This window comes from Chryseobacterium sp. W4I1, assembly GCF_030816115.1.
Classification (GTDB): Bacteria; Bacteroidota; Bacteroidia; order Flavobacteriales; family Weeksellaceae; genus Chryseobacterium.
The window spans coordinates 535,133-557,895 of sequence record NZ_JAUSXQ010000001.1 but is presented as its reverse complement, the minus strand read 5'-3'; the positions used below and the strand labels follow the sequence as shown (position 1 = coordinate 557,895).

24 protein-coding genes are annotated in these 22,763 nt (G+C 36.3%); 7 read left to right on the top strand and 17 right to left on the bottom strand.

Annotation, left to right across the window (positions count from 1 at the left end; genetic code table 11):
- The first annotated feature begins 1 nt into the window (after position 1).
- Positions 2–811 carry an anti-sigma factor gene (locus tag QF044_RS02670; protein WP_307263334.1) on the top strand — a complete coding sequence of 270 codons (810 nt, stop codon included), beginning with the start codon at positions 2–4 and terminating at the stop codon, positions 809–811.
- Between the two features lie 179 nt (positions 812–990).
- Here the strand turns inward: QF044_RS02670 and QF044_RS02665 are convergent, their stop codons facing one another.
- Positions 991–1,938, bottom strand: coding sequence for a beta-1,6-N-acetylglucosaminyltransferase (locus QF044_RS02665; RefSeq protein ID WP_307263331.1), 948 nt, complete (start codon positions 1,936–1,938; stop codon positions 991–993).
- A gap of 499 nt (positions 1,939–2,437) precedes the next feature.
- On the opposite strand from QF044_RS02665, the gene QF044_RS02660 reads away from it, so the two are divergent.
- From QF044_RS02660 to lgt, 3 genes are all read left to right on the top strand, one after another.
- On the top strand, positions 2,438–3,562 hold the full coding sequence (locus QF044_RS02660) for a DEAD/DEAH box helicase (protein ID WP_307263328.1): 1,125 nt from the start codon (positions 2,438–2,440) through the stop codon (positions 3,560–3,562).
- A 78-nt stretch (positions 3,563–3,640) separates the two neighbouring features.
- A complete protein-coding gene (locus QF044_RS02655) occupies positions 3,641–3,835 on the top strand; it encodes a cold-shock protein (protein ID WP_307263325.1) in 195 nt (64 codons plus the stop codon).
- A gap of 198 nt (positions 3,836–4,033) precedes the next feature.
- Positions 4,034–4,870: a prolipoprotein diacylglyceryl transferase gene (gene lgt, locus QF044_RS02650; RefSeq protein WP_307263322.1), complete on the top strand. Its 837-nt coding sequence runs from the start codon at positions 4,034–4,036 to the stop codon at positions 4,868–4,870.
- 317 nt (positions 4,871–5,187) lie between these two features.
- Here the strand turns inward: lgt and QF044_RS02645 are convergent, their stop codons facing one another.
- The 4 genes from QF044_RS02645 to QF044_RS02630 all read right to left on the bottom strand — a co-directional run bounded on the left by QF044_RS02645 (position 5,188) and on the right by QF044_RS02630 (position 8,343).
- Positions 5,188–5,889: a LytTR family DNA-binding domain-containing protein gene (locus QF044_RS02645; protein WP_307263319.1), complete on the bottom strand. Its 702-nt coding sequence runs from the start codon at positions 5,887–5,889 to the stop codon at positions 5,188–5,190.
- Positions 5,870–6,940, bottom strand: a complete 1,071-nt coding sequence (locus QF044_RS02640; protein WP_307263316.1) for a sensor histidine kinase — start codon at positions 6,938–6,940, stop codon at positions 5,870–5,872. Before QF044_RS02640 ends, QF044_RS02645 begins: the two co-directional genes overlap by 20 nt.
- Positions 6,941–7,022: 82 nt before the next feature.
- Positions 7,023–7,388 (bottom strand): DoxX family protein, encoded by a 366-nt coding sequence (locus QF044_RS02635; RefSeq protein ID WP_307263313.1) that lies wholly within the window; start codon positions 7,386–7,388, stop codon positions 7,023–7,025.
- Between the two features lie 199 nt (positions 7,389–7,587).
- Positions 7,588–8,343, bottom strand: a complete 756-nt coding sequence (locus QF044_RS02630; RefSeq protein WP_307263310.1) for an SDR family oxidoreductase — start codon at positions 8,341–8,343, stop codon at positions 7,588–7,590.
- Positions 8,344–9,046: 703 nt separating this feature from the next.
- Here QF044_RS02630 and QF044_RS02625 point away from each other — a divergent pair.
- The gene (locus QF044_RS02625; protein WP_307263308.1) at positions 9,047–9,475 is read left to right on the top strand and encodes a cold-shock protein; all 429 of its coding nucleotides are present in this window, start codon (positions 9,047–9,049) and stop codon (positions 9,473–9,475) included.
- Positions 9,476–9,872: 397 nt separating this feature from the next.
- Here the strand turns inward: QF044_RS02625 and QF044_RS02620 are convergent, their stop codons facing one another.
- Both QF044_RS02620 and queG read right to left on the bottom strand, forming a co-directional pair.
- The gene (locus QF044_RS02620) at positions 9,873–10,550 is read right to left on the bottom strand and encodes a TIGR02117 family protein (RefSeq protein WP_373462675.1); all 678 of its coding nucleotides are present in this window, start codon (positions 10,548–10,550) and stop codon (positions 9,873–9,875) included.
- 364 nt (positions 10,551–10,914) lie between these two features.
- Positions 10,915–11,862: a tRNA epoxyqueuosine(34) reductase QueG gene (gene queG / locus QF044_RS02615; protein WP_307263304.1), complete on the bottom strand. Its 948-nt coding sequence runs from the start codon at positions 11,860–11,862 to the stop codon at positions 10,915–10,917.
- A 166-nt stretch (positions 11,863–12,028) separates the two neighbouring features.
- Between queG and QF044_RS02610 the strand changes: the two genes are divergently transcribed.
- Positions 12,029–12,328 (top strand): rhodanese-like domain-containing protein, encoded by a 300-nt coding sequence (locus QF044_RS02610; RefSeq protein WP_307263302.1) that lies wholly within the window; start codon positions 12,029–12,031, stop codon positions 12,326–12,328.
- A gap of 27 nt (positions 12,329–12,355) precedes the next feature.
- Positions 12,356–12,973: a hypothetical protein gene (locus QF044_RS02605; RefSeq protein WP_307263299.1), complete on the top strand. Its 618-nt coding sequence runs from the start codon at positions 12,356–12,358 to the stop codon at positions 12,971–12,973.
- A gap of 613 nt (positions 12,974–13,586) precedes the next feature.
- Here QF044_RS02605 and QF044_RS02600 read toward each other — a convergent pair.
- The 10 genes from QF044_RS02600 to QF044_RS02555 form a co-directional block, all read right to left on the bottom strand.
- A complete protein-coding gene (locus QF044_RS02600; RefSeq protein ID WP_307263298.1) occupies positions 13,587–14,357 on the bottom strand; it encodes an alpha/beta fold hydrolase in 771 nt (256 codons plus the stop codon).
- Between the two features lie 12 nt (positions 14,358–14,369).
- Positions 14,370–15,359 carry a nitronate monooxygenase family protein gene (locus tag QF044_RS02595; RefSeq protein ID WP_307263295.1) on the bottom strand — a complete coding sequence of 330 codons (990 nt, stop codon included), beginning with the start codon at positions 15,357–15,359 and terminating at the stop codon, positions 14,370–14,372.
- A gap of 62 nt (positions 15,360–15,421) precedes the next feature.
- Positions 15,422–15,928: a hypothetical protein gene (locus tag QF044_RS02590; protein ID WP_307263292.1), complete on the bottom strand. Its 507-nt coding sequence runs from the start codon at positions 15,926–15,928 to the stop codon at positions 15,422–15,424.
- An 86-nt stretch (positions 15,929–16,014) separates the two neighbouring features.
- The gene (locus tag QF044_RS02585; RefSeq protein WP_307263290.1) at positions 16,015–17,379 is read right to left on the bottom strand and encodes a peptidylprolyl isomerase; all 1,365 of its coding nucleotides are present in this window, start codon (positions 17,377–17,379) and stop codon (positions 16,015–16,017) included.
- Positions 17,380–17,466: 87 nt separating this feature from the next.
- The gene (locus QF044_RS02580; RefSeq protein WP_307263287.1) at positions 17,467–18,390 is read right to left on the bottom strand and encodes a PfkB family carbohydrate kinase; all 924 of its coding nucleotides are present in this window, start codon (positions 18,388–18,390) and stop codon (positions 17,467–17,469) included.
- A 28-nt stretch (positions 18,391–18,418) separates the two neighbouring features.
- Positions 18,419–18,976 carry a gliding motility lipoprotein GldD gene (gldD, locus tag QF044_RS02575; RefSeq protein ID WP_307263284.1) on the bottom strand — a complete coding sequence of 186 codons (558 nt, stop codon included), beginning with the start codon at positions 18,974–18,976 and terminating at the stop codon, positions 18,419–18,421.
- A 44-nt stretch (positions 18,977–19,020) separates the two neighbouring features.
- The gene (gene mutY, locus QF044_RS02570) at positions 19,021–20,055 is read right to left on the bottom strand and encodes an A/G-specific adenine glycosylase (protein ID WP_307263282.1); all 1,035 of its coding nucleotides are present in this window, start codon (positions 20,053–20,055) and stop codon (positions 19,021–19,023) included.
- A 163-nt stretch (positions 20,056–20,218) separates the two neighbouring features.
- Complete coding sequence (locus tag QF044_RS02565; protein ID WP_307263280.1) at positions 20,219–20,728, bottom strand: hypothetical protein; 510 nt, start codon at positions 20,726–20,728, stop codon at positions 20,219–20,221.
- Positions 20,729–20,757: 29 nt separating this feature from the next.
- Positions 20,758–22,119, bottom strand: a complete 1,362-nt coding sequence (locus QF044_RS02560) for a DUF5458 family protein (RefSeq protein ID WP_307263276.1) — start codon at positions 22,117–22,119, stop codon at positions 20,758–20,760.
- Between the two features lie 20 nt (positions 22,120–22,139).
- Positions 22,140–22,586, bottom strand: coding sequence for a type VI secretion system contractile sheath small subunit (locus QF044_RS02555; protein ID WP_307263273.1), 447 nt, complete (start codon positions 22,584–22,586; stop codon positions 22,140–22,142).
- Positions 22,587–22,763 lie beyond the last annotated feature (177 nt).

Below are 22,763 nucleotides of genomic sequence, written 5' to 3'. Positions count from 1 at the left end.
ATTGAACACAAAAGAATACATATCATCCGGAATCATAGAATCTTATATTCTTGGTCTTGCTTCTCCAGAGGAGGCAGGGATTTTGGAGTGTGTGATGAAAAACAATGCTGAAGTAAAAACTGCTTTTGAAGAAGCACAGAAAACTTTGGAAGATTTGGCTATTAAACAGGCGGTAACTCCCCCAGCCGATTTAAAATCTAAGATCTGGAATAAGATCCAGCAGGAACAGATCACTGAGGAAGTGAAACCTATTGTTTCTACTGATATTCCAGTGATAAGGCCTCAGCAAGCGATCAGACCTGAACAAAAAAGCAGCTGGAAAACTTATGCTGTTGCAGCTTCTGTACTATTCCTGATAAGTGCAGCCGGAAATCTTTTCTGGATGAACGACCAGTCTAAAACAAAGGAAGAAATTGCAAAAATACAGACCGAGAAAAAAGCTCAGGATCTGGCAATGCAAAAGATGAATCAGAAAATGGATATGTTTTCCAACCCGGATATGCAGATGGTGATACTGAAGGGTGTAGAAAAGCACACCGACTCAAAGGCCATGGTTTTCTGGGACAAAAAAACAAAAGAAGTCTACCTGAATGCTGAAAGCTTACCCAAAGCTCCGGAAGGAATGCAGTATCAGCTGTGGGCCATTGCCGATGGAAAACCAGTAAGTGCAGGTATGTATACCGAAGAAAAAGACAGCAAAACAGCTCTTGCGAATATTCCTAATGCACAGGCATTTGCCATAACGCTCGAAAAACAGGGAGGAAGCGCTGTTCCTACTATGGAGAATATGTATGTAATGGGTGAAATCTAATCTGATTGATATTCTATTTTAACTAACAAAATTAATTATCTCCGTGTTTCTTATTAATAGCACGAAGCTTTATTTAAAGGGATTGACCAAGTATGATTGATAATGATGGAGAATATTTCATTGAGTCAACAATGATAAACAGGTCGTTTTGGATGATAAATTTTAATGTCCTTACTAAATTAATTGTCGCGCCACTTATTTATTTTTAGCTCTCTTTCTACTTCATTCACTTCTGCCAGAGGAGACTCATAGGTTTCGGCAATGTATTTCAGTACATCCTCATCTGTTTTCTCATTTATTTTCCTGATGAAAAGCTGATTGCTGGATTTCAGATGAATAATAAGATCATCTGTGGTTTTCTTCTTTCCTAATATGTTTTTTTCAATGATGGCTCTTTTATCATCATTTACAATAAGATCATTGAAGGAGGTATTCATAAGAACAGTCTGAAAAAATGATTCTGCCGGCAGTAAAGTATGCAGGTAATAATCCTTAAAATTCATCACTTTCTCATTATTAACCAAAAAAGCGCAGGTATCCCTGGTAAGAATTATCCATTTCCCTCCTATATAAGGGGTAACATCTTTCATAAATTCTCTTTTATACATAAGCGAAGAAATCTTATAAGAAAGCTCGGTAAAATGATTTTGTATTCTCTGGAGGGTATCAGGCCGATAAAATTTCTGGTCATAAAAGAAAAGGTAATTCCTCCCGTTGTTTACTGTAAGAAAATTCCGGATAATATTTTGTGATTTAAGGGGATAATCTTCACCGCTTAGATTGACAAAGTAATCCCATTCCTGGCTAACGTTAAGCAGAAATTCCATGGCATCAAGCTCGGCCTGAATCATACTGAATCCACCGGGGACAATATTGATGCTTTCTAAAATATAAACGTTGGGAAACCGAACCAGAAACATCTGTATCTCATCCGTAACCTCCTCTTTAGCTTTCCGGTCGATATGAATAAGGTAAAATTGGTCCCGGGTATAAATCTTCTGAAACATGGCTTTGAATACTTCCGGTTTATGATGAACCATAATAAAATAAGCAATTCTCACATGCTGATCGGAGTGGGACTCTAAAGTTTGGTGATTGGGACTGGTTGAAGGAGCGGAAGTCTGCATAAGAACGGATTTAAATCAACCGCTTTGCGCAAACAATTCAGTTAACACACGGAAGCTACAAATAAATTTATGATAATCAATCATTTAAAGTGACTATTATTCCTTTTCTTTATTGTATCTTTGCAAAGCACTTATAAAAACAGGTCCCTGGCTTTTGTTATTCTGTAATAGTTTAAAATTCATTTTCTCTTTCAGTTTTACTTTTTCAGTTACCAATTAAAACTTATTCTTAAATATTTTTTAATGCTGTTTCCTTGGTTTTCAGGTTAGAAAAACAGTTATAAAATGCAAGACAGCAAGAGAAAACGCTGTTTTAAGAATGATACGATATTGCAAAGCTCAGCAAATATATTCCAACTGAATTTATGGTCAAGTTAATGCAAAGTAAATAATAATTAGAGATAAGCGATCAGAACTGATCATCCTTATTTTTATACAAGACAACAATTCAGATCTTAACCGATTTGGCCACTCAGAACCGGATGTCCGGTAGATTACAATGAGTTTTAAAAATTTAAATTTAATAAATCCAATAGTTCGCGCCGTTACAGAAGCCGGATATTCCAAGCCTACAGAAATACAGTACATAGCTGTTCCGCATATTTTAGCAGGAAAGGATGTTATAGGATATTCTCAAACCGGTACCGGAAAAACTGCAGCATTTGCCATGCCTATCCTGCAGCTACTAAAAAGAAATACACCAGATCATAAAGAAATACGTACCTTAATACTAACACCAACCCGGGATTTGGTCCTGCAACTGGAAGAAAGTTTTAAAATGTACAGCAAATATTTACCATTATCTCAGCTTTCAATTTTTGGAGGCGTTTTATCTGGCAGTCAGCTGGCCGCACTGAGAAAAAGAGTAGATATCCTTATAGCAACCCCGGAAAGATTACTGAATTTGGTAAGTCAACGACATATTGATCTTTCTAAAATTGAAATATTGGTTCTGGATGAAGCTGACAGAATTGTTGATATGAAATTTGCAGACGATGTAAAAAAGATATTGCAATTAATTCCTCAAAAGAGACAGACCTTATTCTTCTCTGCAACAATGTCTTCAGAGGTTCAAAAGTTTGCGGACACTATGATGAAAAGTCCGGTTCACATTACTGTAGATCAGATTTCATCTTCCATGCAATCTGTAAACCAGTCTGTTTATTTCGTTGAAAAGACCAAGAAAACAGATCTGCTCATCAATATCCTTCAGGATGTATCTATTTTGCGTTCACTAGTTTTTACAGGAAGTAAACAAGGCGCAGATAAGCTGGTTAAACAGCTGGAACGGACAGGAATTTTTGCAGCCGCTATTCATGGGAATAAATCTCAGACAGCAAGACAACAGGCAATAGAAGATTTCAAAAGCAGTAAGATACGAGTTCTGGTAGCCACCGATATTGCAGCAAGAGGGATTGAGATGGAAGAACTTCCTTATATAGTTAATTATGAACTTCCCGATGTTCCTGAAACTTATGTTAACCGTATTGAAAAAACCGGACGAGCAGGAACTAAAGGAACAGCTGTTTCTTTTTGTGATGAAAAGGAGCGTTCTGATTTAACCAATATTCAAAAGCTGCTAGGGTTTATAATGCCTGTCGCAAAACTCCAATACATTCATTAAGATCACAACAAAATAGATGAACTTTCTTAAAATAAGTCATCAAAACAATTATAACAACAATTTTTAATAATAATTACAATGCAAGAAGGCACAGTAAAATTTTTCAATGAAGCAAAAGGCTTCGGATTCATTTCTCCAGCAGACGGAGGTAAAGACATTTTTGTACACTCTTCAGGATTAGATACAAGATCTATCCGTGAAAACGATAAAGTAGTTTTTGACGTACAAAAAAGCGACAAAGGTTTAAATGCAGTTAGCGTTAAGTTAGCATAATTTGAATATAAAGTTTAAACGATATTCATTTAGATGATGTCCGTTAAGCCTCTTGCTTTATGTAAGAGGTTTTTTCGTGTCATATAAAGAATATGATATTTTCCCAGAAAATTCCCTAAAGTTTAAATTTTCTACCTTAAAAACGGCTTTATCTGCTATATTTGCCCACACAAAAAATTTCTTCTACAATTATTATCAATGAGTTTATTATACGTTAACTGGGATGTAAGTCCCGAAATTTTCAATATTTCCGGATTCCCGCTAAAATATTACGGCGTTTTATTTCTTGCCGGACTTGTTTTATGCTACACGATCTTAAAAAGTATCTATAAAAAAGAAAACCTGAGCTACCAGGCACATGATGCACTTTTCTCCTATGCATTTATCGGAATCTTGGTGGGGGCAAGATTAGGACATTGTCTCTTTTATGATTTTGAATATTATTCGCAGCACCCGATCGAGATATTTCTGCCAATTCAGAAAGGACCTGACGGTGCTTATCATTTTTCAGGATATGCAGGACTGGCAAGCCATGGCGGAGGAATCGGGCTTATTATCATGCTTCTGATTTATGCCAGAAAATTTTCTATCAAATTTATGACCGTTCTTGATGTGATCGCCATTGCAACTCCTTTAGCAGGAGCTTTTATCAGATTAGGTAATCTGATGAATTCCGAGATCATAGGAACACCTTCCCAGGCACCATGGGCATTTATATTCAGACAGGTAGATGATGTTCCTAGACATCCTGCACAGCTTTATGAGGCAATTTGCTATTTTCTGATCTTCTTTCTGGTGTATTTTATTTATAAGAAAAATATGTTTAAGGTTGGAAAAGGCTTTTACTTTGGGATCACTACCCTGCTAATCTTTATTGTCCGCTTTTTTGTTGAATTCATAAAAGTAGATCAGGTGGATTTTGAAAAGGGAATGAGCCTGAATATGGGACAGATATTAAGTATCCCGTTTTTGTTTTTGGGAATATTCTTTATTGTCAAAAGTATCCGCGACAGAAAAGAAACGGAGGTTTCATAAGTCTTTCCGTACGATTGATATATATGATAATCAGCGCCAAAATCTATAGATTTTGGCGCTGATTCAGTTTAATTCATTCAAATAAAAAATTGGCTTAAGGTCATTAAGCCAATCCGCATTCTTCATTGAGAATACTAACATCCACATCTATTCTAATTATTGCAATCGGTAATTTTCTTCTTCAAATCCTTATTGACAACTTTTATTTAACAGTTCAAATATGCTCAAAATAAACTTAGTCGGAAAGGAATAGCTATCAATCAACTCTTATGGTCTATGAAAGTTTTCACAAGCCTAAAATACATAATACCAACAGATTAAAATTCTATAGACGGCTTATAAGTTCTGCCGATCGGAAGTTTTTTACCATTGACCTGTATCATGCTGGCTGACCGAATTTCAATTTTCGGCTTAGAAATAATATAGGATTTGTGAATCCTGACAAACATTTTAGGATCCAGGCTTTCTTCTATTCTGCTGATTGGCATCTTTACGGTGAGCGTTCCCGATTTGGTATGAATGTGAATATATTCGCGTAAACTCTCAATAAAGAAAATGTCTTGCAACACAATCCTGATCTGTTTTTTTCCGCTGCTGATAAAAATATGTTCGCGGTCTGCAGCTTCCAGCAAAGCTTCTTCAGCATTCATCAAATATTTGAATTTTTCTACGGCTTTTGTAAACCTGTCGTAGGGAATTGGCTTCATCAGGTAATCTACAATATCAAGTTCATAGCCTTCTACTGCATACTGATGGTAAGCTGTAGTGACAATGACAAGAGGTGGATTTTTCAGTTTTTTAAGAAAATCAAAACCTTTTACCACGGGAAGATGAAGATCAAGAAACATCAGATCAATATCATGCCTGTTCAGAAGACTTCCTGCATAGACGGCATCAGAGCATTTTACCACAAGATTAAGTTCTTCATCCCTTAAAACAAAATTCTCAAGAATCTCAGCAGCGATTGGCTCATCTTCTACGATGATGCAGTTGTATTTTTTATAGTCTGGTTGTGTCATTTAAATCCATCATTAAGTTTACAATATACCGGTCTGTTTTATCTTCCACAGTGAGAATATGCTTCGGATATAGCAGTTCAAGCTGTCTCCGGATATTTTTCAAGCCTATTTTTGTAGAATTTCCGTGGGGTCTTTCTTCTTTTGAATTTTCTATCTGATAATGGAGAACACCGCTATTCAATGTAAGATCAATTTTAATAAAGCTCTGCCCTAAAGTTTCAGAAACGCCATGTTTAAAAGCATTTTCAACAAACTGAATGAGGATAAGCGGTGAAATTCCCTGGGACGGATTGTCTATTTCCTCATTAAAATTAATAAGAAGATCGTGGTGTCGTATTTGCTGAATCTGGAGAAAATCCTTAATATTTTCCACATCTTTATCAATAGAGATATACCTTTCAGTGGCTTCGTAAATATTATATCTCATGACCTTGGACAATTGTAAGATGGCATCTGGTGTTTCATCTGCTTTTTTTAGGGCCATACCATAGATATTATTAAGGGTATTGAACAGAAAATGAGGATTGATCTGGGCTTTCAGCATGGTAAGTTCCTGATCCAGCTTTTCTGATCTCAACTGTGAAATCTGTTCTTTAAGGATATTCTTCTGCCTTGTAATTTCTACACCAAAGATGAGACCTGCCATAAAAATAAGATCCATAAAGGAGTTAAAAGCCACCAACCCATTGATAAATCCCGAAGGTTGTTTACCGTCCAGCGTTTCCACAGCTTTATAAATGTAAGGATAAATGACATAATGGGTAAAAAACCTGTGAGCCAGAACTGCTACGATAATAATAATTCCGTAGAAAATATAGGTGAAAAATTTCCTGATTCCTGTTTTTTCATAAATATAAAGCAGTGAATAAGCCAGGGGCATCTTAATCAATAAATAGCCGAGTTCCAGGATCAGTGTATTCTGAAGCCGTGTCTGCCATTCTGCATCGGGAAACTGATATCTCGACCAATAGAAGTCCAGATAAACCTCAAGGATATAATACAGTATCCAAAAAAGCAGATGGACATAAAGTTTTGATTTTCTGCCGGACATCAGGTGTGATAGAATTTACTATGCAAAATACTATCTTTCGGTGGAAAATAAAAGTACAAACCTTCCAATCTAAAGCAATGATCTACAAACGGCAATTTTCTTTCTGCCGTAATGGACATTCAGTAAAATATAGTTGTAAAAAACAGCATATCAACAGAACATTAAATTCAATACCATTTGTACCGCCACCTACTACATACCAGCCATTCTGCCAGTGGACAAAATAAATTCCCAAAAGAAGAATAACTATATTACAAATAGAAACCAATTTTACATACCGGTCTGACCAGATTATAAAAACCGAAAAAAGATGGATCAGCTTTACTATCCAGGCCAGATAAAGTCCGAAAGGACTGAAACCTAGGGTATCAAGATAAAGAAGTCCAAAATTATTGACATCTCCACTAAAAATAGACGCCACGCTGTGCATCAGTAAAATAACCGACACAAAGCTGAACGGAGATAGAAATTCTTTTCCATGAAACTAAATTAATACATTACAGAAAAGAATCATTTTTCCCCTGCATCAACAGCTTCAAAGTGTATATAAAAGGAAATGAAAAGAGAAGTTAAAAAAACACTTCAAGAAATTGACCGTGTAATAATAACTTCCCTCTTCCATCTCCTCATCTTCAAACTTAATTCAACTATCTCGTTGTATATCCTCCGTTTGCAAAGATGGTCTGCCCGGTGATCCACCATCCATCCGTTACCAGAAATTCAACGAGTGGAGCAATATCCTTAATATCGGTAAGTCCTCCCAAAGCAGATGCTGATTTGTGATAGGCCACTGCCTCTGCCGTTTCCTGTCCGTAAAAGAAAGGAGTGTCCATTGGTCCCGGTGCTACTGCTGTAACGGAAATTCCTCTTTCGCCAAATTCTTTAGATGCTGCTCTTGTAAAATGCTCTACCGGAGCTTTTGCCCCTGCATAAGTAGAATACAATCCTGTATAAGCTGCAAGAAGAGAAGTCACGATCGTACAGATCTTACCATTGTTATTCAGTTTTTTGCCTGCTTCCTGAAGAAAAAAGTAAGCTGATTTTGAATTTACGTTGAACATGGTATCATATTCTTCTTCTGTAGTTTCTGCAAAAGGTTTCTTTAATACCATTCCTACCGTATTGATTGCAATATCTACTCCTCCGAATCTGGAAATCGTTTCATCAAAGAATCTGGTGAGATTATCTATTTTCGTAAGATCTCCCTGGAACAAAAACGCTTCTGCTCCCAGTGCCTGAACTTCCGCTAAAGTTTTTTCACTTTCTGCCCTGGAGCTTTCACTGTTATAATGAATAGCCAGCTTCGCACCCTTCGATGCAAAACTCCTGCTCAATAGCCCACCCAAATTTTTGCCACCACCGGCAATTAATACTACTTTTCCTTTGACATCTTGTGTTGACATATATTTTCTTTTAAATGTTATTGAAACAAAGATGAACAATACCTGACACTTCAACGTGGTGAATTTTTCGGAAGTTGTGATAAATTCCGAATTTCCTACAAAGCAATCTAATTATTAAACAGATTAAAAAATTGATGTTTTTTAATCTACCACAATAAAAATATATCACACTACCTCTCAACCAAATACCATTCAAAACCATTATAAATTCTAGATTTTTTTAATTAAAATCAAAAATCAGTGAGTTTTAGGCACAGCATTTGCTGATCTATCCGCATATTATACACCACTTCATTTTATAATATATTATTTTTCATAATCCTCAGTCTACTGGGGATTTTTTCTTGTTAAGTAACTATATGGAACGAGATGGATACCGTTATTTTTAAGACGGAAAGTACATTTTGATAATCAATGATTTAAAATAGGATTATTCATTAAATTGTCGTATATTTGTATATTAATTAATAGGCCGCTGCCTTTGCCCTCTGTTATAGTTTAGAAAATCTTTCTTTTCAGTTCCCGCTTTTTCAGACGCCCATTTTTTAATCACTTCTTTTTACTGATGAATGTCCGGAAACAAACTGCTTTCTACATTTCATTTCATAAAGAAGATCAGACGGATGACTGGCAGGCTCTACAAGGTGTATGGCAGATCAAGTAAACAAAAATTACAATTTAAAATTAAATACTAAAATTATTTATGGCAGACTCTTTTTCTAAAAAAGAAAATTTCAAGAAAAAAATTCAAAAGCAAAAAGAAAAAGCGCTAAGACGCGAAGATCGTAAAACGAACAACAACAAAGGATCAGAAGATGTTTTCATGTATGTAGATGAATTCGGAAGACTTACGTCTACACCTCCTGAAGACAGAGAAAGACAAGAAGTAAACATTGATGAGATCCAGCTTGGTGCTGCTCCGATTATGGAGGAAGACATCAGAAAGACAGGAATCATCACTTTCCACAGTGAAAAAGGATATGGCTTCATTACTGAAGACAATTCAAAAGAAAACGTTTTCTTCCACAACAACAGCTGTGCACATCCCGTGAAAAAAGGAAACAAGGTTTCTTTTGAGAAAGAAAAATCTCCTAAAGGATTCTCTGCTGTTAATATTCAGTTGGTTAAATAAACAACAGATCTGCTGAACACCGCAGATTTATAAAATAAAATTAAGAAAGCTATCCCCTTAGGGATGGCTTTTTTGTGATAAAACCACTTCCATTCCGGTGAAAAGAAGCCCTAGAAACGACTGATTAGCCACATGGCCAACAAAATATTTTAACCACCGAATCTGCTTTAAAATCCAAAAAAATCTTTTATTCCGGAATGAAGACTCATATAAAAAATATATCTTGAGCTTTGAAACACAAAAATTTCAGGGCTTTTCAGGTCTTTCTTTAATTTCAGAAAGATTTACTTCAGGCCATTTACTTCACTAACAACAGAATTTGCGACAATGAAGATTTATTTTAGGCTGTTTATTATAAGGTGAACAGCCAAAACAGAACAATATACTTCATTGAAAATTACTTATAATGTCTGAAAATCCCAAAATCAGAAGGGGTCCACAGAGCGGCTTTCTGTCCCGCAGCCTTCAGCGCATCGTTTGCCCAGGTATTGCAGGTATTCAGGAAGCTGTATTTTCCTTTGGCATCATAAAATGCATCGTTCACATCATAAACAGCATTGGTAGGAATCAATATGAAGTTACCGTTTTGATCTTTATCAAATTTATCTTCAACAAATTTCACCAAATTTTTATACTGATTTTTGCTGATCATGATCATTTTGCAGTCTTCACCTTCTTTCATGGTCTTATAATAAGAACAGTGCATTGCAGAATCGCTGAGCCAGAATGCAGCCTTAAAAGCTGTTGAAAACTTTAGATCTGCCCATGTAGGAGTATCCAGATAAAAGCCTTTATCGCCCCAGCCTATTCCTATATAATTGTAATCTGTTCTCTTAGATTTGGTATTGGAGAACGGAACTTTTGAGCCCCAGTCGTAGAGATCGGTTTTCACTGGCATTACAATGTCGGTGTGTACACCGTTGGTATAAATATAAATGGGAACTTCTTTCGGCTGCCCGTCATCTTCTGCAGAGACTTCTATCATGGGAAGCAAAAGCCCCAGAGTCACATACAGAATGACAATTCCTAAAATAATTCCCACGATTTTCAGGAGATACAATAATGCAATTTTCACAGTCATGTTTTAATAAAATTTAATCTTTAAATTTCTGTAAAAGTATTTGTTTTAATCGAAAAAATGATTAAATTTAGTTACGAAATATTCACAAATATGCGTAAAAATACAAAATCACAAAAAAGATTGAAAGTAAGAGTAAAAACAGCTCCAAAAAGAGTACAAAAAAAACGTTGATTTTCTGTGGGACATCTGTCTCCTGAAGATCAATTTTCTTTTTAGGGAAAAGTTTTTATAAAGATTTTACTTAATCAGATCTTATCCTCCTTAAGGCCTTTAACTTAAGGGATGGGCGACTAACCTCCTGAGTTTTGGAACATACAAATTCTAAACAAGGATTCGTCACCAAAAATTTATCCTGCATCTAGTCCGAAGAACGTTCCAAAAACTCAATATTTCTTTTCAACCCGGCAAATTTGGTTCTTTTTACGGGAGATTTTCTGAAAATCTCAGAGAATATTTCCTGGGTAATCTCCTTCCATTCATCTTTTTTAAAATTTCTCAATGATTCATTGGGAGCAAACCTGGTTTGTTTATTGGGTGTAGAAAATCGGTTCCATGGGCATACATCCTGGCAGATATCACAACCGAACATCCAGTCTTCCATTCTGTTTTTAAAGTGATCGGGAATGTCATTTTTAAGTTCTATTGTTGCATAAGATATACAGCGGCTGCCATCAATGATCTTTTCAGAAACTATAGCATCTGTAGGACAAGCATCGATACATTTCCTGCAGGTTCCGCAATGATCTGTGGTCGCATGGTCAACAGCCAGTTCTAGATCGCAGATAATTTCTGCCAGAAAATAGAAAGAGCCGTTCTGCCTGGTAATAAGATTGGCGTTTTTACCTACCCAGCCTATTCCTGATTTTTTGGCCCAGCTCCGTTCCAGAACAGGCGCAGAATCTACAAACACACGGAATCCGAACTCTCCTATTTCTTGTTGAAGTTCTGAAACCATATCGCGGAGAATTTCTTTGACTACTTCATGATAATCTTCTGCATAAGCGTATTTAGAGATCTTATAATTTTCCAATGCAGAGATTTTTTCTTCCGGAAAATAATTATAAGAAAGGGAAATTACAGATTTAGACCCTTCCACCAACAGCCTGGGATCAAGCCTTTTGTCAAAATGGTTTTCCATGTATTTCATTTCGCCATGAAAGTTATTTTTAAGCCATTTTTCCAGATTTGGAGCTTCTTCTTCTAAAAAGTCCGCCTTAGATATTCCACAACTCTGAAATCCAAAACGTTCTGCTTTGGACTTGATCAGCTGGGCATATTTTTCGGCACCGGAATTTAAAACTTTCACACTGCAAAATTAAGATTAATTTATCAATCTTCCACTTTCCTGTATTGGAGTCGTGAAGTCTGAATTTTTAAGAGTTTTTTGTAAAAATTTAAGTTTTGATAAAGCATTTTTTAAGGAAAAAAATACGTATTTTCGTTCTTATTTTTTAATCTAAAATTAAACAGTTATGTCTTTAATAGAAGTTATACAGTCAGGAAATTATGAGTTAATTGATGTCCGTGAGCCAATGGAGCTTGAAATGGACGGAAATATAGATGGCGCTAAAAACATCCCTCTGGGTGAAGTGGAAGACAGAAAAGAGGAAATTCTATCTATTGAAAAACCTGTGATCTTATTCTGCAGAAGCGGCAACAGAAGTGGTAAAGCTTTGGAATACCTGAACGGACAAGGCTTGAAGGATGGCTATAACGGCGGAGGCTGGGCTGATCTGAAAGCAGTATTGGAATCAAATCAAGGAACTTTTTAAAAGTTCCTTTTTTTATCTTCATGTACCATGAATCTGAATGCAAAATTTACTGAGCTCTGTTTTCCTTTCTCAAAAGATAATGATCTCATCAACAGCTTATGGCTGGAGATTGAAAAAAAATATTCTGAAAAAGGAAGACACTATCACGGTCTTCTGCATCTTGAGAATATGTTTCTGGAACTGGAGGCTGTAAAAAGCAATATCAAGGACTTCCCTGCCATCTCTTTTTCTGTGTTTTATCACGATATTGTTTATGATGCTTCTTCAAAATCCAATGAGGAAAAAAGTGCATCATGGGCTGAGGAAAGTCTTAGAAAACTGGGTCTGAATAAAAGCGGGATTTCAAAAATTACAGCACAGATCATCGCCACAAAATTGCATCAAAAATCTGATGATATGGATACTGATTATCTTCTGGACGCAGATCTTTCCATCCTGGGAAAAGATAAGACAGTGTATCTGGAATATACAAAAAAAATAAGAAAGGAGTATTCTATTTATCCTGATTTTTTGTATAAACCGGGAAGGAAAAAAGTGCTCAGGCATTTCCTGGAGCTCGGGAGTATATTTAAAACAGCAGAATTTATAGATCGATACGAACTGAAAGCAAAGGAAAATATTGCTGCCGAACTGCAAACCTTATAATCTCTATATAAAAAGAGATGCAGATTAACTGCATCTCACACATAAACATCCATCTCCAAACACTAAACCATATTTATCCCCAATCAAATTAAAAACTTATGTAATCTTTACTAATTTCACTGCGTTTTTTTCGTGAACTATTATCTTTAATGAATACCTGAAAATTAAAAAATAAAACATCACATGTAAGTGATTTTTAGTGTATGTATTATGTAATTTTTCTTTAGATAAATCCTGAAATACAGTAGTACTATTCATAAATTCTGTAAGCTGTAAGGAGTTGATAATTTTTAGAAGTTCTCTAAATTCTTTTTAAAATTTACTTAAATCTAAATAATCAGTTTTTTGATTTTCTTTAAAAACGACAACATTGCGAAATAGAAAAATATTCAAAATTCAGCTGGAAAAAATTAAGAAATAAACAGATTCTTTAGTAATCTGAATTATTGTACAAATATGTACAAACGAAAATTAAATTTTAGTGGTCAGAAGACTTATAAAAGCATCAAATCAAAAAGAAAAACAGCATTATAATTTATAAGACTATTTTGGAAATAAAAAAGCACCTTGCTTTATCAAGATGCTTTGTGCAGTACAAACTGACTTTAAATAATCAACTGTATTTTTCTATAAACTCCGCTGTTCTCTTTAAAACCAGTTCAGGAGCTTCTTTATGAGGAGTGTGTCCTATTCCGGGAATGATAAACTTTTCTGCTGTTCCGCTTACCTGTGAAACGGTCTTTTCAACCTGATCTAAAGTTCCGTATTCGTCAGCTTCTCCCTGAATGAAAAGGAGCGGACAATGGATATCTTTTAAAAGGTATTCGATATTCCAGCTTCTGTAGTCTTCACGGGTCCATGTTTCTGTCCATGCTCTGAAGAGCATATCTACTTTATCGCCGTGGTATTTCTGCAGGCGTTCTGCAAGATTGGTGGTTTTATAAGCATCCCAGGCATCGCAGACTCCTTTTAAGGTAACTTCTTCTACAAAAATATGTCCTGCTTCACAGATCACAGAATGTATTTTTTGCGGATATTTGGCAGCGGTAATCAGGGCAATCGTTCCTCCATCGCTGTGTCCGAATAGAATTGCATTGCTGATATTAAGCTCAGTAAGGAGATCGTTCAGCAGATCAGCTTCAAGTTCCATATAATTGACCGGCCTTTCGTAAGTCGCCATCGGATCTGATTTTCCATATCCTAATCTGTCATACACCAAGACATTACATTCTGCAGCCACAGACAGTTTTGCCGGGAGCTCTCTCCAAAGCTGGGTACAGCCTAAAGAATCGTGTAGAAAAACAATGACAGGTTTTCCTTCAAATGAGTTTGTATATGCGGTATAAAGTTTCTGACCTCTTACTTCAATAATTCTCTCTTCCATTCATTCAGATCCTTATAAACTTGGTATTTTGGTGTCGTGAAATTCATTTAACAGGTTACTGAAAACAGTTTCTACAGGAAGTATATCATGTATTAAAGCCGAAACCTGCCCTATTTCGAGTTCGCCATCTTCCATATCTCCCTCAAACATTCCCCGCTTGGCTCTTGCTCTACCCAATGAGGCGATCAAGGCTTCTTTATCTCTTCCGGACTGGTAGATTTCCTCCAGCTCACCAAAGAATTTGTTTTTCACCATCCTTACGGGTGCGAGTTCTTTTAAAGTGAGGTGAGTGTCACCTTCATTCAGTTCTGTAATTTTCTTTTTCCAGTTTTCATGGGCACTTGCTTCAACGGTAGCAGCAAATCGGGATCCGATCTGTACACCATCTGCGCCTAAGATCATAGCAGCTTTTATCTGGGAGCCCAGGGCAATTCCTCCGGCAGCAATAAGCGGCTTGGAAATATGTTTTTTGACATTCGGAATAAGACAGAATGTTGTGGTCTCATCTCTTCCGTTATGCCCTCCGGCTTCAAAACCTTCAGCCACAACGGCATCCACACCGGCTTCTTCGCATTTCACGGCAAATTTGGTAGACGAAACTACATGAGCTACTTTAATTCCTTCTTTCTGAAGTGTTTCTGTATAGGTTTTTGGATTTCCGGCTGAAGTAAAAACGATTTTTACTCCTTCTTCAAGAATAATCTGGATAATTTCTTCAAGATTGGGATAAAGCATGGGAACATTAACGCCGAAAGGTTTGTCTGTCGCCATTTTGCATTTTCGGATATTTTCTCTGAGGATATCGGGGTACATACTTCCTGCCCCTATGATTCCCAAACCACCACAGTTGGAAACTGCCGAAGCTAATTTCCATCCTGAATGCCAGATCATTCCGGCCTGAATAATTGGATATTGTATATTAAAAAGCTCTTTAATTTTATTCTGACCTGTCGCCATTTCCTGAAGTTTTTTTGCTGAATTGAAATCTATAAAATTGCTCATGCGTAAAAATACTAAAAACAACGGTTTTTAAATCATTAAAATCGGGAGAAAATCGCCTGAAATTACCGGGGTTTTGATCGATAATTATCCAACAGATGATCTATTACCGGACTTAGTTTTAAAAATTTATGAGCCAGGTTTTGAAGATCGCTCTTTACCTGATCCGGTTTCAGTTCAATCCAGCCTTCCATAAGGGTCAGGGGACCGTATTCTGTGCTTACATTCTCCCAGTCCTTCTGATCATCCGTAAATTGTTTTCTGAACTCTTCTGCAAAGTGTCTGGCTTGTATTTTATAAGCTTTAAGATCTTTGAGTTTTAATGCATGAATATTATAGTACAATTTTCCTTCCTTGCCCGTTTTTTCATTAACCCAGGCCGAAAAAAAAATTCTGCCCGTGGCATCCAGCGGAGCATCGGGATTACTTGACCATTCAGGCTTATATATTTTCAAAGCAACGGATTCAAGAATAAAATGTACAGACAACCGGAGACCGGCATTTTCAAATTCTTTCCGGGAAAGTGTATCAACAGCTTCCTGAAATTTCTGTTTATAAAAATGTTCATCCATTTCTTAAGGTTAAGTTTTTAAATATAAATTGGAAAGGTTACACAAGGGGACATAAAAAAACCTTCAGAATTCTGAAGGTTTATTATTTATTTTTTGATTGATTCTTTTTTCCAGTTGGCTTTAAATTTACAGTTGTCGTAACGGCCATCAATGGATATGAATGTAGTTGGCAGCTTTGAATTAACAAATTTCTCAACCATCTCGTTACGCTTTTTATTAAGCGCCATCTGCTTAATTCTGTTATAATCTGTTTCCAGTGTGATCTGGTGTGCAGGAATAACGTCTTCTAATTTGATAATTTTCACCACTTTTCTTTTGTTTTCTTCTTCGTCAAAAGCTGCAGTAATATCTCCTTTGTTCAGACCCGCCAACTCATAAGTAATGGATCCCGGAATACTTTCTCTTTCAATTTTGTCAGAACCGTCAGCACCTGAAATAACTCCTGCGTTGAATTTTGTCTTTTTATCGTCAGAAAATTTGAATGCAGCATCTTTGAATGAGATTTTACCGTCTATAATCAGACCTTTGATACTGTCTAATTTTGCTTTGGCCATTTTGAGCTCTTCATCTGTAGGCGTAGCTTTCAGTAAAATATGTCTCGCATCGTATACTTTACCGGATTTCTTGATCAGCTGTATAATATGATATCCAAATTCTGATTCAATAGGATCTGAGATCTCATTATCCTGAAGATTCAGTGCAGCAGCTTCAAAAGGTTTTACCATCTGCCCTTTGTAGATGTTTTTATACAGTCCTCCGTTAGCAGCAGATCCTTCGTCTTCAGAATAGATCCTTGCCTGGCTTTCAAAAGTTTCTCCGGCAGCAATATCTGCTTTGATCTTTTTCAGTCTTTTAATCAGGTCTTCTTTATGTGCTTCAGTCAGTTTAGGATACATCACGATCTGGGATACAGAAATTTCGTCCTTCACTTCAGGAAGCTGCATTTTATACAAATTATAGAAATCTGTTACTTCATTTGGCGTTACATCTGCTTTTTCAGTTACACGCTGATATTTTGCCTGTCCGTAATACTGATCGATGTCTATTTTCTCGATCGCATTTTTCATTTCAAATCCGTTTCTGAATTTATAGGCCGCAAGCATTGTTTTTTCGTCCGGGAACTGGGAAAGCAACTGGCGGTATTTTGCGTTGGCCTGATCTTTAATGGCAGCCGAACGGTTTTCAATTAATGTATCTTTTTTTGCTTCATATACAAGAAGCTTATTGCTGATCAGGTTTTCAAGGAACTCACATTTGTCAGTATCCGAGGCTCCCTGCTGTTTTGCATAGTTCATCTGCTCATTCACGTCAGATTCCAATACAATTTCATCACCGATAACAGCAGCAATACCATCCACTAATTCTCCGGGTTTTAGCTGAGCATTCATGTTTGAAGAGAATATCATCATGAAAATCCCAAGAAGAAAAGTGATTTTTAGTTTATTTGTCATTTTACTATTTTAAACAAGTTGCAAATTTAGAGTTCTTAACGAATTAGTCTAAATTTTTTATTATAAATATTTCTTAAAAAGACTTATTTATTGCAGTTCGATATCGAATGTGGTTAATTCTTTGAATTGTCTCAATCTCTCGAACATATCAGATTCGTTTACTTCCTGGATTCTTTCTGTTCCGAATTTCTCAACAGTGAAAGAAGCCATTGCAGAACCTACGATCAAAGCAGATTTCATAGTTTCGAAATCAACCTTTCCTTTTTTAGCAAGATAAGCTGCAAAACCTCCTGCAAAAGTATCGCCGGCCCCGGTAGGATCAAAAACCTCTTCCAGTGGAAGCGCAGGGATAGCAAATACTTTATTGTCGTGGAAAAGTAAAGCTCCATGCTCTCCTTTTTTGATGATCACATAGTCCGGACCCATAGTATGAATCTTTTTAGCTGCTTTTACCAGGGAATATTCTCCGGAAAGCTGTCTTGCCTCTTCATCATTGATAGTGATCACATCTGTTTTAGCAATCATCTCCATTAAAATATCCCATGCAGAATCCATCCAGAAGTTCATGGTATCAAGAATAACAAGTTTAGGGCGCTGGTTCATTTTCTCCAATACGGAAAGCTGAACGCCAGGATGTAGGTTTCCAAGCAAAAGAATCTCCGCATCCTGCATAGAGTCTGGAATTTTAGGGTCAAAATTCTCTAAAACATTCACTTCAGTAGCCAAAGTATCTCTTGTATTAAGATCATTATGGTATTTTCCTGACCAAAAGAATGTTTTTCCATCTTTTACGATTTCAATTCCTTCAATATTTACATCTCTGTCTGTGAACATATCAAGATGTTGCTGTGGGAAATCTCCTCCTACAACAGAAACAATACCAGATTTAACGCCTAAAACAGATGAAGTGATGCAGATATAAGTAGCTGCACCTCCTAAAATTTTATCGGTTTTACCAAACGGCGTTTCTATTGCATCAAATGCAACACTTCCTACAACTAAAAGTTTCATATATTTTTCAATGTATTTTAAAAGTAAATTATTTTTTCCATTCAAAGGTATCCAGCAGGTGCTTCATATCGTTTTTGATATAGTTTACTGCGGGAGCCAAAGAGTCCGGTTTCGGTCTTGTATTAAAGTATAAGTAAGCAGTCACAAAGTGTTTTGTGCTGTCTGTAATGTAAAATTGAAGATTGGAAGCGCTCTGTCCTTTCAGCTCATAGAAATTTCCGTATACCTTTTTTTCAGGGTACTCAAAGGATTTGGTATCTATGGAACTGGCTTTAACGGTATGTTCGTAGACCATCTTCTCAGTTTCTTTGATATGGTCTGCAAAATCATTCTCTATCGGATAATACGTCACGAAAATTTTCGCTTTCATTTTGGGGTAGTTGATGTAATACCAGCAGGGCTTTTTGGCATCGGCAATGGAAGCAAGATCTGAATATTCAAAAGTATAAGCACAGTTGTTTTCAAACTTCTGATATTGGGGTGCCGGATATTCCAGACGAAGCTCTCCATAAGGTTTGGGAGTATAATCTTTTCCACAGGAAATTAAAAGCAGTGATATAAAAATAAAAATGACGTTTTTTATCATTTTGCAAAAGTACAAATTAGATTTTAGATTTGAGGAGACAAATTTCAGTCTTTCAGTGAGTTTTGAATGTAGTTTTCCAAAGGTTTGGGAAAAGATTTATCATCAGAGGCTTTAAGGTCTGTAATGATGTATTGGTTTTCCATTATAAAGCTGTTCCAGACTGCCTCTGAATGAACCTCAACGTTAGAAATTTCAATGGTTAAATTCTTATGGGTAAGTTTATGGTTCACCGTTTTTACATTCTTTACAAATGGTTCAAGTTCTGTAGAAATACGATCCGGAAACTCAAATAATTTCTTCCAGATGAAGTCATCTTCCCTCTGTTTTATCAAAAACTGGCCGTTTCTGTGTACGAAATAATATTTCAGAGCAAGATCTGATGTTTTTACTTTTTTTGTTTTTACAGGATAATCTGATGTTTTTTCCAAAGAAAAAGCAAGACATTCATCATTTACCGGACATTCTCCACAGAGAGGATTTTTAGGTTTACAAATTTCTGAACCGAGATCCATCATGGCCTGGTTAAAATCTCCCACATTTTCCGGCATCACCAATTCAGCAAGCTGAGAGAAATAAGAAAAGGCTCTGGAACTGGAAATATCAAAATCATCCGCAAAAATACGGCTTAAAACTCTGTAAAAGTTTCCATCCACAGCCGGCATTCTGCCACCAAAGCAGATGCTTGATACTGCAGCAGCAGTGTATTTTCCTACGCCTTTTAATTTTAAAATCTCTTCGTATTCAGAGGGAAATATACCCTGATAATCATTGATAATCTGTTGTGATGCCTTATGGATATTGATAGCTCTTGAATAGTATCCAAGCCCTTTCCAGTAAAGCAAAACTTCATTTTCATCTGCTTCAGCCAGAGTTTTTACATCCGGAAATCTTTTAATGAAATTGTTATAATGATTGAGTCCCTGACTGATCCTGGTCTGCTGAAATACAATTTCACAGATCCATATCTTATAAGGGTCTTTTGTCTGTCTGAAAGGCAGATCTCTTGCATTTTTTCCGTACCAGTTCAGTAATTTATTTCCAATATGGAGAAATGCTGAACTTTTATTATCTCTTTCCAAAAACGTTTATCTGTTTAAAAAATTATTTGGGAAGCTATTACCTGCAATTTTAATGATTTGATTCCACTTAGCATGATTGAAATTGTCATGATGAGCGAAGTTGGAATCTTTATACTTTCTGATTAATGTAGCAGATATAACTTCCTGTTCTGCAAAGATAAAATTATTTATCCTTTTTCACAGGGTATACCGGGGCTGCTTTCAGCCACTGATATTTAAGGTTTCTTTCAGCTGCGATGAAGCGGAAACCTTCCAGTTTTTTAAGATAAAGATAAATGGAGTCATTTCTCAGCTTAAGCTTTTGATCTGAAAGGAACATAAAGGGATAATTTTCTACTGAATCTCTTATGGTTTTGAGGATTTTTCCGGATTTTACTTTGTACAGAAAGAATGCTTTTCCTCGTCCTTTTGAGCTGTCAGCGAGCTTTACGTTTGAACTTGCAATAACGAGCTCACTTCCGTCAAAGCATTCTTCTTCATTCATGATATATGCTTTTCCTTCTTTGCGTTCATCTTTAAAAAGATCCACGGCATAATGATCGGGTTCCTGGTATTTTTTTTCACATCCTGACAATACAATCAGCAGGAGTACAGGCATGAAGAAGCTGAAACTTTTTTTGATCACATTAATTTTCATATGAATTGGCAGTAAAAAACCGATGTAAGAATGCATCGGTTTTATTATTAAAATTTGGTTTTTTATTATTCCTGAGTATATTGTGCATCCCATTCGTTGCCATCATCTCCTTTATGTCCGTCCAATTTGATAACGAAACTTTTTGTAGGGAAATAAGGGGTCATACGGATATCAAGCCATACTCTGTCTTTGTTTACTCTGTCCTGCTCGAAACGAACAATTTTGAACTTTTCAATCAATTTGTCCGGTCCTTTGATATTATCAAGGAAGGTAACGATTTGTCTTCTTAAGTCGTCCTCATTTTTAGCATTCCAGTTTTCGAAGGCTCTTCTGTTCAGGAAGTCCAGTAAAACTTTAGTTACATAGTCGAATACACGTACAACAGAATAAGTCTGAAGGCCGATATTATCTCCTGTAAATAATGTTTTAGCAGAGAATGCCATGATCTTTCCATATTCGTTTACCATTGGAACAAGACCCATTTTTTCTAACTGAGAAATTTCACTTTTCTTCAATTCGAATTTTACGGCATCTACTTCATTGATGTTACCATGTTTTTTACCTGCTGCTACCTGAGACATCAAAGTTTTGTGAATTTTTCCTGCCAATGAAGTGGAAGGTGGAAGCTCTACGTTTTCTTCTTCACCTACTTCCTCAGCTCTTCCTCTTCCTACTAACCAGTTACAGGTCATAATAACGTTACTTCTGTGAAGCTCACCACCGGTAAGGTTTGCGGAGTGGAATAAATCCACTACGTCATCCGGCTTATCAAGGTTGGCGAAGTCGGTCACCATCATTACTTTATTCTCGTTACAGATCTTTGCCCATTTTTCAATGACTTTGTTTGACCCTAAATATCCAGGGATGGCCAGGATAGAATAGTTGTCTCTAAGATCCAAACGGTCGTAATAGTTTTTGAATTCTTCAGAAATAGCTTCAATGAATAAAGGATTATCAAGATCCGAAACCTGTTCAAGGCTGGCATTGACAATGCTTACGTTATCCACTTTATCCAGTTCTGTATTTTTGTAGAATTGGGCTACCGTTCTGTAGTTGGTTTCCATCAAACGGACTGCATCCAATGTATTTTTCAGATTGGTTTTTAAATTCTGATCGGCTGCCTGTGCTTTATTTTTACAGGTTTCTGCCATTTTATCAGCAGATTCATTTCCTTCCAGAAGGCTTACCCAAAGGTTGATCTTTTGGAGAAGTTCTTTTCTTTCCTCAGTTTTATTATTATCAGTCAGGAAAATTTCTTTCCTGGCTTTTCTTGTTGGGTTCATATTGGCGATACCGTCTACAACGGATTCAACAAAGCCAAAACCTCCCATTTTATTAAGCTCTGCAAGCGGATTACCTTTCGGTTGTCCTGAGTGTTGCTGCTGACCCTGCTGTTGGCTTTCTTGTGCCTGTAATTTGCTATCCATGATTGATTTAGTGTAAATAATTATTTTTCAAGTTCTTGTGCTACGTCTTTCAGTACTTCAATGAATGCAGCTCTGGTCTGTTCATTTTCCAGCATATTACGCAGAATCTTATTGGTTTTCAGCTGACGTACGATCTTGTTGTACTGCTCCTGCTCTACGCTAAGCTGCTGAAGGTAGTTTGATTTCTGAGTAAGATTTTTGGGTGTGAAGTCTGCAAGATTCTGAAAACGGAATTCTTCCTCTACTACACCTCCATCTTCTGTTTCGTGCTGTACAGCTACGGAAGGCTGAAAATGTCTGAAGACGTCATCTACCGTTTTCAATCCTGTCACAATTTCAGGGGTATAAGATTCTTCTGTAGTAAGCTGGCTTACGATCAGCGATTTGTTTTCCTGTATTTCCTGAATAGCTTCATTAGCGTCTACTTTAACTTCGTTACCGCCAACACCATAATTAAACATTGCCATATTATTATTATTTTGAGATTTCTGATTTTGGTTTGGATCTGTCTTTGAGTAATTTACCGATGAATCAAATAAATTACCAATCCAATGTTTAAATTTAAAAAAAAACTGTAACATACAAAATTTTGTAAAGATTTTTCTTGAAATATTTAAATTAGCCCATATTATATATGTCGTAAA